The sequence below is a fragment of the Oculatella sp. FACHB-28 genome, assembly GCF_014696015.1.
GTDB lineage: Bacteria > Cyanobacteriota > Cyanobacteriia > Elainellales > Elainellaceae > JAAUTN01.
Genome location: NZ_JACJPJ010000095.1, coordinates 41,275 through 56,504 on the forward strand (window position 1 = coordinate 41,275; position 15,230 = coordinate 56,504).

The window sequence follows — 15,230 nt, forward strand, 5'->3', positions numbered from 1 at the left end:
TTTTGACAGTTAGTTAATTTTTATAACCAAATTCTCATAACTGAGACATACTAGTTCTTATACCGTTTCCAAGGGGACCTGCTTTCTTTAGAGCGTGCCTCGCGCACTCTAACAGATGCTGCCTTGAGGGGAATGGGTATTAGAACTCAGATTATTAAAATTCAAATATGACAGGGACGAGGGGTTGAACTCCGCATCTACCTCTGAGTGCCCAATGTCTTTGCGGGTGTCTGTTAGCTGGGTCAAAGCGAGCTGCTAACAGACAGAGTCGCTAAGTTAGTGCTGGTTGTAGCGAGTTGTGGCTAATTCCGATGGCTGCACTGCTGCATTAGAGTCGATTGCTTGAGTTACGCCTATTTCCTGGTTCCTCCCCTATCAATGACTACTCTTATTCCTAAACCCAAACTACTTTTACCAGAACCTCCTAAATTTATTTCTTTGAGCGATCGCCTGACCCGCTTCTTGAACCGTCTTCAGCCTTCCCCAGAAGCTCTAGTGCTCATTTCTGCCGTCTTCATTGGCGGTGGCGCAGGGCTGGCGATCGTCCTTTTCCACTGCTTGATTGAATGGTCTGAAACGCTAACGTTTGAGTGGTTGTTTGGCACCCTCTCAAGCTGGGGCAACTGGACACTAGCCTGCATTCCAGTCCTGGGTGGATTGGTTGTGGGGCTGATGACCTGGCGATTTCGAGACTATCTGGGTCAAGGTTTTTCAGCGCTGCTTAACAGCACCGGAGCGCAAAAGATTTCGCCCCTGCGGCCTTTCATCAAAATGTTTGCCGCTGCCGTTTCCTTAGGTACGGGCGCTTCCCTTGGACCAGAAGGCCCCAGCGTTGAAATTGGGGCCAACATTGGGTTTTTGTTTGGTCAACTGTTTCAGGTGTCAAGAGAGCGATATCGCCTGTTGCTGGGGGCAGGCGCAGCAGCCGGATTGGCCGCTGGGTTTAACGCACCCATTGCGGGGGTCTTCTTTGCCCTAGAGGTTGTCCTGGGCGCAACGTTTACCACCCCTGCCGTTAGTCTGATTTTGCTCTCATCCATCGTGCCTGCCCTGATTGCCCGAATTGCCTTTGGGGTGCATCCTGCTTTTGATCTGCCTGCATACGAAGTTTTGAGCCATTGGGAGTGGATGCTCTACCTGGGGCTGGGATTGCTGGCAAGTCTAGTTTCGATCGCCTTTTCTCAGGCTATTAAGCTAGTACAAGCCTGTTTTCAGGGAGAAATGGCTGGCTTAACCTGGCTGAAATTGCCAAAACCCGTTCGACCCGTTCTGGGTGGACTTTGTTTGGGATTGATCGCGCTCCAGTTGCCCCAAATCCTTGGAATTGGGTATGGGACGCTTCAAGTGATCCTGGAAGGAAAAGAATTTCCTCTACAATTTCTATGCTTATTGCTATTCGTTAAACTCGGGGCGACCGCCATTAGTTTGGGCAGCGGCTTCGTCGGTGGAATTTTTGCCCCAGCCATGTTTTTAGGGGCTTGTTTAGGCTCAGTTTATGGGAATGTGCTGGCGATCGTTCTTCCCTCAAGTTGGTTAGAAATTGCGCCGCCACCTGCCTATGCAATGGTGGGCATGGCCGCAGTTTTGGCAGGCACCGTAAGAGCACCCTTAACGGCAATTTTGCTGCTGTTTGAGTTAACCCAAAACTATTTGATCATTGTGCCACTGATGGCGGCAGTGGGTGTTAGCGTTTGGGTCGTTGATCGGTTTAAGTCAATTCCCTCGATCCAGGGACTTAACCTTCAACAAATGGGAATGAATCTGGAAAAGCAGGATGAGTTTGAAGTGTTGCAGCAAGTGTCGATCGCTTCAATTCTCGAACGTTCCTATCTGGCGCTTCCCGATTCTCTAGGCTGGCTAGAAGCAGGACAGAGAATGGTTGAAGCAAAATCCAACACCGCTCTAGTATTAGACTCTAAGCAAGAATTAGTAGGTATTGTTTCACTCGTTGATATTAAGCAGCACATTGATCAAGTAACTCAACAAGCCAAAGATTCAGACAAGTTTCAACAGACGCTTAGAGAGATTCGTACAGCAGATGTTGTTTCTGCCTATGAAGATGAATCCGTTACTGAAGCGCTTTGTCGGATGGAGGCAAGAGGGTTGTTTTTGCTGCCCGTTGTGGCGCGTGAAAATCCGCGTCAGGTGCTAGGCGTACTAGAGCGCAGTCGAATTGGATTAGCCGCTAATTTGGCAATAACCCAAGCTGCTCTTTTGCCCTACTCTGACAAAGCATTGTTGCCAGAAATTACTGCCTTGAACTCAATTTCCCAAGAGTTTTCTCAAGAGTTTATAGACATATCTGAACAGGCAGCACTAGTCAATCCTTGCTTATCCTCTGAGTCTTTATCCTCGGAAAACGGAGCGCTTTCACTTCAGCAGCATTTGGCAGAAGAGCTAGTAGAAGATCTGGTGGAAGACACCGAACCCTCTTCTGAAGAGATGGTTTGTAAGGTAGGCTAGCGATCGCCCGCTCCAAAGGTTGCTCAGTTTAATCGTGTTATGGCTCAATTTCCTCTGGGTGTCGCAGTCGTTGGCACTGGCTTTGGTCAAAAAATTCACATTCCTGGATTTCAAGAACATCCCCGTACTCAGGTGATGGCGGTTTATCATCGCGACGCAGAGACGGCAAGGGCGATCGCCACCGCCCACAACATCCCCTATGCCTGCCAGCGACTAGAAGAAATTCTTGCCCTACCGGAAGTTAAAGCCGTTAGCATCACCACGCCACCCTTCTTGCATTACGAAATGGCAAAAGCCGTTCTGCAAGCTGAAAAGCATCTCCTGTTGGAAAAACCGACAACCTTGACAGCAAGGGAAGCTGCGGAACTTTACCAGTTGGCAACGCAGCAGGGCGTTGCAGCGCTAATGGATTTTGAGTTCCGCTATGTTCCTGCCTGGCAGCGCTTCGCTGAACTGCTGGCAGAAGGCTTTGTTGGGCAAAAGCGTCTGATCAAAGTGGACTGGCTAGTCTCGGGTCGGGCTGATCCAAGCCGTCCGTGGAACTGGTATTCCCGCAAAGATCAGGGTGGTGGCGCACTGGGAGCGTTGGGATCACATACCTTTGACTACATTTCCTGGCTGTTTGGTCCCGTTCAGCGGCTATGCGGCTATTTGAGTACTGGAATTGCAACTCGTCCTGCTCCGGAGGGTGGCACGAAGCCGGTTGACAGTGATGATACGTGCAGCCTGATGCTGGAGTTAGCAGACGGTACGCCGTGTCAAGTGGTGCTAAGTGCCGCGACCTATCAAGGCAGAGGGCATTGGGTGGAGGTGTATGGCGATCGCGGCACCCTCGTTCTCGGCAGCGACCACCAGAAGGATTATGTGCATGGCTTTCGACTCTGGGCGAGTCAAGCAGGAGAGCCATTAACTGAGGTGGAAATTCCTCAGCGTCTGGAGTTTCCCAAGACTTACGCCGATGGTCGTCTGGCTCCATTCATTCGGATTGTCGATCGCTTGGTCGAGGCGATCGAGCAAGGCGAATCGCTCACCCCTTCATTGCGTGAAGGACTCTATTCTCAGCTTTTGATGGATCTAACGCACCAATCTAACGAGACTGGCACCTGGGTCAACGTGCCCAGTCTAGAAACTTTTTTGCGGCAGGCGTAGATCGTCATTACCCACAAATTGGTATTAGCCTTGAGATGGTAGAGATCCGGGGCAGTTAGATTTGATTCGTCAAAAGTTTGTGCAAACGAGTCAGCCACCGCAATGGCAGCAGGGGCAACTGTTGGAGATGGCGATCGCCGACCTGAGCAACAGCGGCGATGGTGTAGGGCGATGGGAAGGGCGTGTGGTGTTTGTGCCGAATGCGGTACCAGGCGATCGCGCTCTGGTTCGGCTGGTACGCGTCAAACCCCAGTATGCTCACGGCAAACTTCACCAGCTTTTGGAAGCATCTCCTCATCGAGTGCAGCCCGATTGTAGCGTCTCCGATAAATGCGGTGGCTACGAATGGCAGTTCATTGACTACAACTACCAGCTTCAGGTCAAACGAGAGCAGATTGTTGACGCGCTAGAGCGAATTGGCAGCATTGAGAACCCGCCTGTAGATGATGTGCTTGCCTCAGTTCCCTGGGGCTATCGCAACAAGGCAACCTTTCCGCTAGGTGTGTCGGCTTCTGGGCAGGTGCAGGCAGGCTACTACCAAAAAGGTAGTCATCGTCTGGTGAATTTAGACCAGTGTCCAATTCAAGATGTGCGGCTAAATCCACTGTTGGCGGAAGTGAAGCAAGACCTTCAGCGGCGTGGCTGGCTGATCTACAACGAAACGACGCATCAGGGAAAACTACGCCATCTTGCCTTGAGAATTGGTCGCCGCACGGGAGAAATTTTGCTGACCCTGGTGACGACAGACTGGCAGCTACCGGGAATTTCAGAGCAGGCGGAGGAATGGCTCAGTCGCTATCCTCAACTGGTTGGTGTGGCATTAAATCGGAATGGCGATCGCACCAACGTCATTTTTGGTTCAGAAACTCGTTGTATAGCGGGTCGTCCCTACACCCGAGAAATCTTTGCCGAATTAGAATTTCAGATTCGCCCTACCACCTTCTTCCAAGTCAACACCGAACAAGCCGAAGCGCTGCTTCAGGTAATCATGCAGCAGTTAAATTTACAGGGAAATGAGGTGCTGCTAGATGCTTACTGCGGCATTGGCACTCTCACCCTGCCGCTAGCTAAACAAGTTCAGCAGGCGATCGGGCTAGAAGTGCAGTCAGAATCCGTTGAGCAAGCCAGCTTAAATGCGGCCCTCAACGGCATTGAGAATGTCAGCTTTAAAGCAGGCGCAGTAGAAGATCTTTTGCCGAAGATGGTGACTACCGCAGAGCGCAATGAAGGAACTGCCCCCGCTATCGTGTTGCTCGATCCACCCCGCAAAGGCTGCGACCCTGCTGTAATCAACGCCTTGTTGCAGAGCAAGCCCAACCGCATCGTCTATGTAAGCTGCAATCCTTCCACTCTGGCGCGTGACCTGAAGCTACTGTGTCAGGCGGGAAATTATCGTTTGACCCGCGTCCAACCTGCGGACTTCTTTCCCCAAACGCCCCATGTAGAATGCGCTGCGTTTTTGTCCGCTGCAAGCTCTAACTGAGGTGTAAGTTCTCTTAGCGCTCGAATTGCAACTCCCGCAGTTGCGGTGGCAATCGCCCAGAACGAGGGCGCGATCGCTTCCTCAAATCTTTTCTATCTTTTCTAGCAGAATCAAACCAGGCTGAAGGGAGGGCTTCGTTGGTACGATTGTTTACGCTGCCCGCCTTAAATTAGCGCCATGAAATTTAGCCAAATAGCCCAAAACATCACTGTTGCCGATCGCACCAGTTTGACCACTCGTCCTGACTGCGACCCAGAGGTTGTCGGAGTTGCAGCGATTGAGGAAGCTGTAACTGGCAGCATCAGCTATGTGGAGGGTGCCAAGTTTGCGGCGGAGGTGGGCAAAACTGGTGCCAGTGCCCTGATTTTGCCATTGGATGAAGCGTTACAGGCTCAGGCAACAAAACGTCAGATTGCCTGGATTGCCACTTCGCAGCCACGTTTGGCTTTTGCTCAGGCGATCGCTCTCTTCTATCAACCCTTTCGCCCTGCGCCTGAAATTCACCCGACGGCTGTAATCCACCCCTCTGCTCAGGTCGGGAAAGAGGTGGCGATCGGTGCCCATGTCGTGATTCAGGCAGGGGTAAAAATTGGTGATCAGGTTTGCATTCACCCTAACGTGGTGATTTATCCAGAGGCTCAAATTGGCGATCGCACCACCCTGCACGCCAACTGTGTCATTCACGAACGTGCCCAAATTGGTGCAGGTTGCGTGATTCACAGTGGTGCGGCGATCGGCTCTGAAGGCTTTGGCTTTGTGCCTACGCGAGAAGGCTGGTTCAAGATGGAGCAGTCGGGCTACACGGTTTTAGAAGATGGGGTTGAAGTAGGCTGCAATTCAGCGATCGATCGCCCTGCTGTAGGAGAAACCCGCGTTGCCCGCAACACCAAAATCGACAACATGGTTCACATTGCTCACGGCTGTCAAGTCGGAGAAGCCTGTGCAATGGCAGCACAGGTAGGCATGGCAGGCGGAGTCACCATCGGCAATCGAGTCATCTTGGCGGGACAAGTCGGCATCGCCAACAGCGCCAAAATGGGGGACGGTTCTGTTGCCTCTGCCAAAACCGGAATTCACACCAACGTGCCGCCTGGCGAAATCGTTTCGGGCACTCCAGCCGTTCCCCACAAGCTCTATCTCAAAGCCTCGGCGGTTTATAATCGTCTGCCCGAGATGTACCAAACGCTGAAACAACTCCAGCGCCAGTTGGGGAACAAGCCGTAAAGGTTAGGGCAAGAGGTGTGAGCGAAGCTCACACCTCTTGCCCTAGTTGGGATGACCAGTGCTATGAAACAGCCTTAGTCTTTGGTTGTCAAAACGCCATTCAGGAAAATATCTGCCAGACCTTCTGCCATTTCCTGCATTGCCTGAGGGGAAGATCCTTCTACCATCACTGTGTCCTGGCTAAACCCAGCAATGGTAAACATTCCTAGAAATACCTGAGCCACAATTCTAGGATTCATTGGGCGGTAGATGCCCCGATCCATCGCAGTTTGAAAGAAGGCTTCAGCTACATCAGTCATCTTGGCGATTACGTCAGATTGAATGCGATCGCGCAGATCCGGGTGAAATTGCGCTTCCATGAAGCAAACCCGGAGCATGTCAGCATTTTGATGTAGGTTGAGCATTCGTCGCCGCATTACTTGGGCGATCGCCTTGTAGCTGCCCATTTCGCTCAACTCGGTCAACAGATCGGTCAGAATTTCTATCCAGCCCTGCGTCGCGACCTCAATCAAAATCGCTTTTTTGTTCTCAAAATGGCGAAACAAAGTACCCTCTGCAACTCCGGCTGCCTGTGCCAAATCGCGGGTGGTCGTGCCATCGTAGCCCCGACGGGCAAATAACCGTTGCGCTGCCTGTAGAATTCGCGTTTGCGTTTCTACCTCAGTAGTGGGGGGACGATGGAAAATTTGCATAGCCGAGCACTCAACGCCAACAAATATATGTAGGAATATTGTCTACTACTTCATTAGTTAATCCGCAAATCGTTTACACAACATTACGTTGGAAACTTACACCATTTCTATGTCAAGGAATACGGAATAAGGGGCTTAAGCCAATCAAATGATTCTGAGTACGCTCAAATCAAACAGTGTGCATTACGGTTAATAGAATTTTTTAGGCGTGAGAACCGAACCAAGGCTTTTGAAGGTGTGGAAATTGCGATTTTGCTTGGGCATAGAAACCGAACTCATTCTATTGATTGCTTTAGATAAAGTAATAACAGATGAAGCCAAGAGATAAAAACTCTTGAACTTCTACAAGAAATTGAGATTGGAGACAACAACTATGGCACTGGTTCATTGGGCACCATTCAGAGAAATTGAAGGCTTGCAGCGGGAAATGAATCACTTGTTTGACACCCTTGCTCCTGCCGCAAATGGAGAGACTGGAAGAGTTTCATTCATTCCTGCCGCAGAAATTCAGGAAACACCTGAGGCAGTTCACCTAAAAGTTGAAATTCCAGGTCTAGAAGCAAAAGATTTGAATGTTCAAGTGACTGCCGAAGCAGTTTCTATTAGCGGCGAACGCAGATCTGAAACTCGCATTGAAGAGAAAGGTGTGACTCGTTCTGAGTTCCGTTACGGCAAGTTCCGTCGCGTTGTTCCCTTGCCTGCTAGAGTGCAAAACGACAAAGTAGAAGCCGAATACAAAGACGGTATTCTGACGTTGAATTTGCCTAAAGTTGAGGCGGAAAAGAACAAAGTTGTGAAGGTGAATGTTGCTTAAGCATCTCTGAGTTGACTCTAAATTATCGAAGCTAAGAAAAAGCGGGATCAATTGATCCCGCTTTTTTGCATATGGCTACAGCGATATGTAGGGGAAGTGAATCTATAAAACCCGGAGAACTTGAGTGGAGACACAACTTTGCGATGCTTTCACTCAGGAAATCCGGGTTTATTGAATTCACAATCTTGAAGAAATTAAGTCAGCCAGCAAAAGATGAGTTCTTTTGCCGCGACTGTCTTTTGCTATGACTGTGCTGAAGCTTGAACACTGAACCGTTACACTTTTCGCGATCGCCCTTAGAGAATTTTGGTCAGCGTTTCACAGAAGCTTGTGTAGGGTAGACCAACCTCATCAGGAACAATTGCGCCTAAGCAAACTAGCGACTAGCAGCAGCTAACGGTAGCATTTCAGCTTCGTCATCTTCTGGCACCCTTAAGCTAGGGAACAGAAAATGATTTTCTTCAACATACTGAGCGCCAAACAGCCCTTTCTCTGCCCAAAAGTACCGATCTGTGGTGTGTTCGTTTCGCTTCACGAGCAGCAAAGCTGGGGGCAAAATGCCTTCAGCTTGAATAAACTTTCGAGCTGCCGTGACGGGTTTCTCTTCGCCGCTTTCGATACTGTACTGAGGCACCAGCTCTAGGATTCTGCGCCCCTCTTGACGACGACGACTCTTACGCTTGCGTCTCCTTGCCAACCTCCTTACCTCCTCTCTTAACTGACAGGTGTAATCGTAGTTACAAAATACGAAAACCGTCGAAAGTATATCGGCTTGAGTTTAAGATTTCAACTCCCCTTAAATTTTCGATACAAAGTCTTAAGATGTCCACAAAAGTTTCTCGCGTTATGCTTATAGCCTTGTACTGTAATGATCCCCGCTGTTGATCTGAGCTAAGATTGGCGGGATCGGGTGGGAATTGAGAAGGGGAATTTATAATTTTTGTATTGAGTGATAAGAGCGATTACCCCCAGGGGGAACTGCTTCGCATCGCCCCTGTTTCCACTGTACGCTGTCAAGGTGCTGGGTTATCCGGGTGCTGCGTGGCTTTTCTGTATGGCTGTTGTGTGATTGCTCTATGATTGCCCTGTGACTACCTGTGTGACTGCATGTTGATGCCTGCCAGCTCTGAATTTGTTGCTTTGTGCCGCGCCCAGATTGCGCTGCTGACACAGGGATTAGGCGCATCATTCAGTGCAGTTTATCTGACAGAAGAGTTAACCGATGGTAATGCAAACGCTCAGCTGATTCCTATTGTGACCTACCCAGAGGCAGAAACTTGGCGAGAAGAGCAAATGTCTGCGTTCTGGTCAGCCCGGATTGGAACCAGTCCAAGCTTGCGGCTGCTATTGCCCGAAGCTTCAGCTACTCTAAAGCAAATTAACTCGTCCGATACGGGCAGATTTGAGCAAGATGCTCATTCTCATCGTCACACTTCTGGGGGGAGTCCATCCGAAAAACTGTCTTACCCGCAGCAGATTGTTTTGCCGCTGATCCATGAAGGGGTCGTGATGGGTTTGCTGGTGACTGCCCGACCTGAGGCAGATTGGACAGTGAGTGAGCAAGCTCAAATTGAAAAGGTCGCTCGAACTTTGGCGATCGCCTGTGTACTCGACCAGCGATCGCAGTGGCTCGACCAGGACTTGCGCCAGCAGCGCCTCTTGCAAGCCCAGCAGCATGATGTGTTTGATGATTTGCTGCACCAGTTCCGTAATCCGTTGACAGCGCTCCGAACCTTCGGCAAACTGCTGCTGCGTCGATTAGCCTCAAATGATGCAAACCGCAGTGTGGCAACTAGCATTGTGCGCGAGAGCGATCGCCTCCAGGAGTTGTTGCAGCAATTTGATTCTGCCATTGATATGGGTGAGGCAAACCTGCTGCCGCCTGTAGACTCTGCACCACCGGCAAGCTGGCAAGCTCAAATCGATGATTCTCAAGCAGCGGATGATATCGTGACTGACCCTAAGCTCGTTCCTTTGCTGCCCGGAACAAATTTCTTGACTGGAACTACGCTAACTCTAGAGCCGCATTTGCTGAGTGAGGTTTTGGAACCGCTGTTGGATGCGGCAGAGGCGATCGCCCAAGACCGCCAGCTAGAGTTACGTTCTGTCATTCCGCCCAACCTACCCCCCGTGCAAACTGACCCAAAAGCCCTGCGGGAGGTGTTGAATAACCTGATCGACAATGCGCTGAAATATACCCCTTCAGGGGGCAAGGTTTACGTTTGGGCCACCTCGCGTCAGGGCAGGCAATCTGTGATTGTCGCCGACACGGGGAGCGGCATTCCCCTCGCAGACCAGGCGCATATCTTTGAGCGACACTATCGCGGGGTGCAGGCAGAGACTGACATTCCTGGCAGTGGTTTGGGGCTGGCGATCGCCCGTGATTTAGTCAAGCGAATGCAGGGTGAAATTCAGGTTTTTAGTCCGGTAGAACGGCTGTTTGGGCAAGCAGGAGGAGACAATTACCCCAAAGGGGAAACGGCTTCGCATCGCCCTACTTCATCTCCCAGCCAGGGAGGAACAGCTTTTGTGGTCTGGCTACCCGAAGCCAGGGTCTAGAAGCGGATAATTAATCAATTCTGAAAGCGAATCATTTCTCCGGAACTTCTTTCGATCAAGACGTAAGGATCATTGGGCTGGTTATCGACGACCAATTCCTGATAACGTCGAATTTCTTATGCTAAAACCAATCGAATCGTTCCTGAAAAACTTCAAATTAGGCAAGAAGTTTACGGTCTTATTACTCTTAATATTTTTTGGAGGAATTGTCGCCAGCGGAGCTGCATTATCCAGCATTTTGAACTACAATGCTCAGCGTGAGGTGACTTCTAAAACACTCATGTTGATGGAGACTATGAACTCCGTCCGCAACTATACTAACACCCAGGTTAATCCAGAATTAGCCGATCGCCTGGACACTGAATTCTTACCTGAAAGTGTGCCTTCCTACTCAGCTCGCGAAGTATTTGAAAAGTTTCGAGCCAATCCTTTTTATAATGAATTCTTTTATAAAGAAGCGACACTCAATCCAACCAATTTAAGAGATAAAGCAGATAGTTTTGAAACAGAAATTGTAGAGCGTTTTCAACATTCCAGTAACCTTAAAGAAGTGAGCGGATTCCGTTCTACTCCGAGTGGCGATCTTTTCTACACGGCTCGACCGATAGTTGTTACGGATGCCACTTGTTTGCGCTGCCACAGCACGGTTGAAGCTGCGCCTAAGAGCATGATTGAACGCTACGGCACAACCAATGGATTTAACTGGGAACTGGACGTGCCCATCGGCGCACAGGTGATGTCTGTTCCCGCCAGTCAAGTATTCAAAAGTGCCCGACAGTCGTTTGTGCTGATTATGGGAACGGTTGCGGGTGTGTTTGCGATCGCCATTCTCATGGTCAACCTTTGGCTCAAACAATATGTCGTCCGCCCCTTACGGCAAATCTCAACAGCCGCTGAGGCCATCAGCATGGGTGACATGGATGCAGACTTTGAGTACCAGTCGAATGACGAAGTGGGCAGCCTTGCAGAAGCCTTTCGCCGGATGAAAATGAGCTTGGCGATCGCCATGAAACGACTCGACAAATATCGTCTGGGTCGCCGCAACCCAGAGTCGCAGTGATGGGTTAGCGAGTAGCATTCACATTGTAGGGGTGGGTTTGGCAGACAAACCTGAATAGAGTCGAGATTCAACGGCCAAACCCACCCCTACGAAGGTTGCTTTGCTAATGCCAAAATCTTTTGGGCGATCGCTTCCTCAACTGGCATGACCGATAAACGATTTCCCTGACGCACGACCCAAAGTTCGTCTGGGTCAAAGGTTTGCCGCAGCTTGTCAAGCGGAATCAAGGTGTTGAACGCTTCCACAAATTCTACAGTGACGGTTTGCCAGCGAGGGGCTTCCGGTTTGGATTTAGCATCGTAGTATTTGCTTTTGGGATCAAACTGCGTCGGGTCGTCAATTCCTGTGACCACTTTCATCAGCCCAGCAATTCCCAGTGGGTTGGTGTTGGAATGGTAGAAAAAAACTAGATCTTCGGGCTGCATTTCGCGCAAAAAGTTTCGCGCCTGATAGTTGCGAACGCCATCCCAAATTGTTTGGCGATCGCGCTCTAGGTCAGCAATACCGTAAGCATCCGGTTCGGATTTCATTAGCCAGTAACGCATGGGGAATGAATCAGAAGTAGAAGGTAAGTGAACGAATAAAATTAGCGTTGCTTGACGGGTCAGAACTATTTATCAGAACTGACTTCTGTATTGGAGTTAGATGAGTCGTAGCTGCCATTTTGGGAGGGGCGATCCGAAGCAGTTTCCCCTTTAGGGTAATCGCTCTCAGCAATAGTCTCTTCCCAATAATCAGTAATAACTTCATCGGTAGCCGAGGTGCCGCTGGCTGTGGCCCTATCCAAACGTTGAATTCGAATTTGGTGTAGCCGCGGACCCTCCGCCAGGGTTGCCGTCAGCTCATAGGTTCCATACCGAAGCTGATCACCAACCGCCGGAATTTTTTGCAGTTCATAAATCATGAATCCACCGACTGTTTGATAATCCTCAATTACTGGCAAATCTAGATTGAGCATCTCATTCACTTCCTGAATGTCTAGCTGTGCCTGCACCAAAAAAGTTTGCTCATTCAAAATTTGAATTGTCGGTTCTTCCTCATCTTCCGGTTCGTAGGTAGTACCAATAATTTCAGCTACCAAATCTTGAATCGTGATTAACCCTGCCGTGCCGCCAAACTCATCGACCACCATCACCATTTCCTGGGCTGACCGCTGCATCTGGTGCAACAACTCATTCAGCGGCACATATTCTGGCACAAACCGTGCTGGACGAGTCCAGGGCTGAATGGAACTATCGAGGGTCAAAATTCCTTGTGCTAACGGCTCTGCCAGTTCTTTAAAGTAAACAATGCCGCTAATGTCATCTAAAGAATCTCCCATCACGGGATAACGGGAATGCCCCGACTCAGCCACCTCATGCAGCAGCATTTGAAAGGTTGCATCTCCAGGAATGGCCACAATGCTGGTACGCGGCACCATAACTTCGCCCGCTGAGACTTCGGCAAATTCAAACACGTTGGTCAGCAGTTCTCGTTCTTCGGCTTCTAAACCGGGAGATTCGGTAGACGTGCTGATGATCAGCTGAAGTTCTTCGGGTGTAACGCGGTTATACCAGCCTTGCCCGGTATATTGAATGCCCACCAACCGCAGCAGCCAGCGGGTTGATTGATTCAAAATCCAGATGAAGGGGTTAAAGAAACGGGCGATCGCCAGACTGGGGGGGGCTAAAAATCGGGCTAGCTGCTCAGGATAAAGCAATGCCAGAGACTTGGGACAAAGCTCTCCCAATACAATTTGCAGGTAGGCAACCAGAAAAAAAGCGATCGGGATCGCGAGAGAATGGGATAGAAACTGGTTCGTTTCTGGCGACAGCGGCAACTGAGAAAGCAAAATGGCCAGGGGCAACGCCATTGTATTCTCGCTAATCCAGCCCAGTGCCAGACTGGACAAGGTAATGCCGAGCTGAGTAGTAGAGAGCAGGCGATCGATGCCACGCTGAAGATCTTGAACAGTCTTGGCCTGAATGTCTCCGGCCGAGGCGAGTTGGTTAATCCGCGATCGTCGGACTGAAACAATCGAAAACTCTGCGGTTACAAAAAAAGCATTGATGGCAATTAGCAAAAAAACTGACAGCAGCCTGAAAAACACCTCAGATTGTGCAAGGGTATTGGGTTCGGCTACCAAAAAAACTGAAGAAATTGAAACAAGGGGGATCATTCTTAAAAGCAGGAAAAAGCTACAGCAAAGCAGCAAAACTCGAATTAGTTAGAGGCAGTAAAATCTACTGTTCATGTTCACGTTGCCTTATTCAGCTGCTGCATCACCATTCATACGAGCTTCTACGTCTGTCAAAATGTCTGCTTCCTTCAACAGGACTAACTCATCGCGGTGAGGAGGATTGCCATCTGTCTCTCCTACACTGCTAGCAGGGCGGACATCGGGCTGGGTAATTCCCTGAAGCGCTTCGCGCCCCAGCGCATACCCCCAGGCGGCACTGACAACGCCTGCTGCAACCATCAAAGAAAGCAAAATCAGGGTGAGTGCTACGGTCGAGTTAAGTCTCATTGTTGGAATGGGGATTAGGGGTTAGGGGTTAGGAATTAGGAGTTGGGGTGGGGGCTAGGGTTAAGCCTTAAGAGATTTTTAGTAAGAAGTCGTTGACGTTAGTAAAGTTGTTTCCTAAAGAGATTCCTGGAGTTTTGTGAATCAGTTTCAGTACAAATCAGCAAGAATATGTTCAATGAAAGGGTAGCTGCGAATCAAGGACTCAGGATACAATGTGTCTCTAGTAGAATCTCTAACAGGTATCGCCAGGGTTGGCCGAGCGGTTTAGGCAGCGAACTCATAATTCGCCTCAGGCAGGTTCAACTCCTGCACCCTGGATTCTAAGAATTTAGCGCTTTCTGGCAATCGCACGTTCATCCTAGAAACGTTAAACTAATGCTGCCTCTAACCTGAGGTGAAATTTGGGAGTAGGGTATCTCCATGAAGAAACTTTGCTTTGCCTAATTTTACTCGAAACCTCCCACTCCATTGAGCCTGTCACCGATACGATTCATTTATGGTAAATCAGCCTTCCAATTCGGTTCAGTCCATTTCGCGGGTCAGCCAAGGCGACCTGGAAACTGTCAAGCAATATCTCCTCGACTTGTTTTGCGAAGCCGCTTACCGGGAAGGCGATTTTACGCTTTCTTCAGGGCAGCGTAGCAGCTATTACATCAATGGCAAGCAAGTGACGCTGCATCCTCAGGGTGGATTGGCGATGGGACGGGTGCTGCTTGATCTAGTTCCAGCCGAGGCGCAGGCAGTCGCAGGGCTGACGCTGGGGGCTGACCCAATGGTGACAGCAGTGAGCGTGGTCGCAGCCTATGAAGGGCGATCGCTGACTGCCCTGATCGTTCGTAAAGAAGCAAAAGGACATGGTACTCAGGCTTACATTGAAGGACCAACGCTCCCGCCGGATAGCCCTGTCGTCGTCTTAGAAGACGTAGTTACCACCGGACAATCTGCCCTCAAAGCCGTTGATCGACTCCGGCAAGCAGGCTACACCGTCAACCAAATCATCGCTCTGGTAGACCGACAACAGGGTGGAGCAGAGCTATATCAGCAGCAAGGTTTACAGTTTCAGTCTGTCTTCTCGATTCAGGACATTCAAACCCGCTACGCACAGTTACAAGGTTAGAACTTTCAAGTTAGAAAACTAAGTACTTTTAGTTGTGAATTGAGTGGAGTAGGGCGATCGCTTCTTTGTGAAGAGTGGAGTGGCGATCGCTTTTCCTTATTTTTTAGAGAAGCAGTAGATTTATAGTGTCGCTTAATGGAGTAATTCAGTTTTACTCAAAGTT

General features: G+C 49.8%; 13 protein-coding genes and 1 tRNA gene. 9 read left to right on the forward strand and 5 right to left on the reverse strand.

The genetic code is table 11. From position 1 onward, the window contains the following. Positions 1-378 precede the first annotated feature (378 nt). From H6F88_RS25885 to lpxD, 4 genes are all read left to right on the forward strand, one after another. Positions 379-2,463 carry a chloride channel protein gene (locus H6F88_RS25885; RefSeq protein ID WP_190645699.1) on the forward strand — a complete coding sequence of 695 codons (2,085 nt, stop codon included), beginning with the start codon at positions 379-381 and terminating at the stop codon, positions 2,461-2,463. 39 nt (positions 2,464-2,502) lie between these two features. Continuing rightward, a complete protein-coding gene (locus H6F88_RS25890; RefSeq protein WP_190645700.1) occupies positions 2,503-3,612 on the forward strand; it encodes a Gfo/Idh/MocA family oxidoreductase in 1,110 nt (369 codons plus the stop codon). 64 nt (positions 3,613-3,676) lie between these two features. Next, entirely contained in the window at positions 3,677-5,095 is a 1,419-nt protein-coding gene (gene rlmD / locus H6F88_RS25895; protein ID WP_347277748.1) for a 23S rRNA (uracil(1939)-C(5))-methyltransferase RlmD, read from the forward strand. A 177-nt stretch (positions 5,096-5,272) separates the two neighbouring features. Continuing rightward, on the forward strand, positions 5,273-6,319 hold the full coding sequence (gene lpxD / locus H6F88_RS25900; protein WP_190645701.1) for a UDP-3-O-(3-hydroxymyristoyl)glucosamine N-acyltransferase: 1,047 nt from the start codon (positions 5,273-5,275) through the stop codon (positions 6,317-6,319). Between the two features lie 74 nt (positions 6,320-6,393). Here the strand turns inward: lpxD and H6F88_RS25905 are convergent, their stop codons facing one another. Further along, the gene (locus H6F88_RS25905; protein WP_190645702.1) at positions 6,394-7,011 is read right to left on the reverse strand and encodes a TetR/AcrR family transcriptional regulator; all 618 of its coding nucleotides are present in this window, start codon (positions 7,009-7,011) and stop codon (positions 6,394-6,396) included. A gap of 373 nt (positions 7,012-7,384) precedes the next feature. Between H6F88_RS25905 and H6F88_RS25910 the strand changes: the two genes are divergently transcribed. Beyond that, positions 7,385-7,825 (forward strand): Hsp20/alpha crystallin family protein, encoded by a 441-nt coding sequence (locus tag H6F88_RS25910; protein WP_190645703.1) that lies wholly within the window; start codon positions 7,385-7,387, stop codon positions 7,823-7,825. 376 nt (positions 7,826-8,201) lie between these two features. On the opposite strand, the gene H6F88_RS25915 is transcribed toward H6F88_RS25910, so the two are convergent. Then, on the reverse strand, positions 8,202-8,522 hold the full coding sequence (locus H6F88_RS25915) for a DUF3155 domain-containing protein (RefSeq protein ID WP_190645704.1): 321 nt from the start codon (positions 8,520-8,522) through the stop codon (positions 8,202-8,204). Between the two features lie 416 nt (positions 8,523-8,938). Between H6F88_RS25915 and H6F88_RS25920 the strand changes: the two genes are divergently transcribed. After that, complete coding sequence (locus H6F88_RS25920; protein ID WP_199318721.1) at positions 8,939-10,384, forward strand: GAF domain-containing sensor histidine kinase; 1,446 nt, start codon at positions 8,939-8,941, stop codon at positions 10,382-10,384. Positions 10,385-10,502: 118 nt separating this feature from the next. Next, positions 10,503-11,444, forward strand: coding sequence for a DUF3365 domain-containing protein (locus tag H6F88_RS25925; protein ID WP_190645706.1), 942 nt, complete (start codon positions 10,503-10,505; stop codon positions 11,442-11,444). Between the two features lie 86 nt (positions 11,445-11,530). On the opposite strand, the gene H6F88_RS25930 is transcribed toward H6F88_RS25925, so the two are convergent. From H6F88_RS25930 to H6F88_RS25940, 3 genes are all read right to left on the reverse strand, one after another. After that, positions 11,531-11,989 (reverse strand): EVE domain-containing protein, encoded by a 459-nt coding sequence (locus tag H6F88_RS25930; RefSeq protein ID WP_190645707.1) that lies wholly within the window; start codon positions 11,987-11,989, stop codon positions 11,531-11,533. Positions 11,990-12,054: 65 nt separating this feature from the next. Beyond that, on the reverse strand, positions 12,055-13,602 hold the full coding sequence (locus H6F88_RS25935; RefSeq protein WP_190645708.1) for a hemolysin family protein: 1,548 nt from the start codon (positions 13,600-13,602) through the stop codon (positions 12,055-12,057). 87 nt (positions 13,603-13,689) lie between these two features. Continuing rightward, positions 13,690-13,950, reverse strand: coding sequence for a hypothetical protein (locus tag H6F88_RS25940; RefSeq protein ID WP_190645709.1), 261 nt, complete (start codon positions 13,948-13,950; stop codon positions 13,690-13,692). Positions 13,951-14,195: 245 nt separating this feature from the next. On the opposite strand from H6F88_RS25940, the gene H6F88_RS25945 reads away from it, so the two are divergent. Beyond that, positions 14,196-14,268, forward strand: a tRNA-Ile gene (locus H6F88_RS25945). A 178-nt stretch (positions 14,269-14,446) separates the two neighbouring features. Beyond that, complete coding sequence (pyrE, locus tag H6F88_RS25950; RefSeq protein ID WP_190645710.1) at positions 14,447-15,067, forward strand: orotate phosphoribosyltransferase; 621 nt, start codon at positions 14,447-14,449, stop codon at positions 15,065-15,067. Positions 15,068-15,230: the final 163 nt, after the last annotated feature.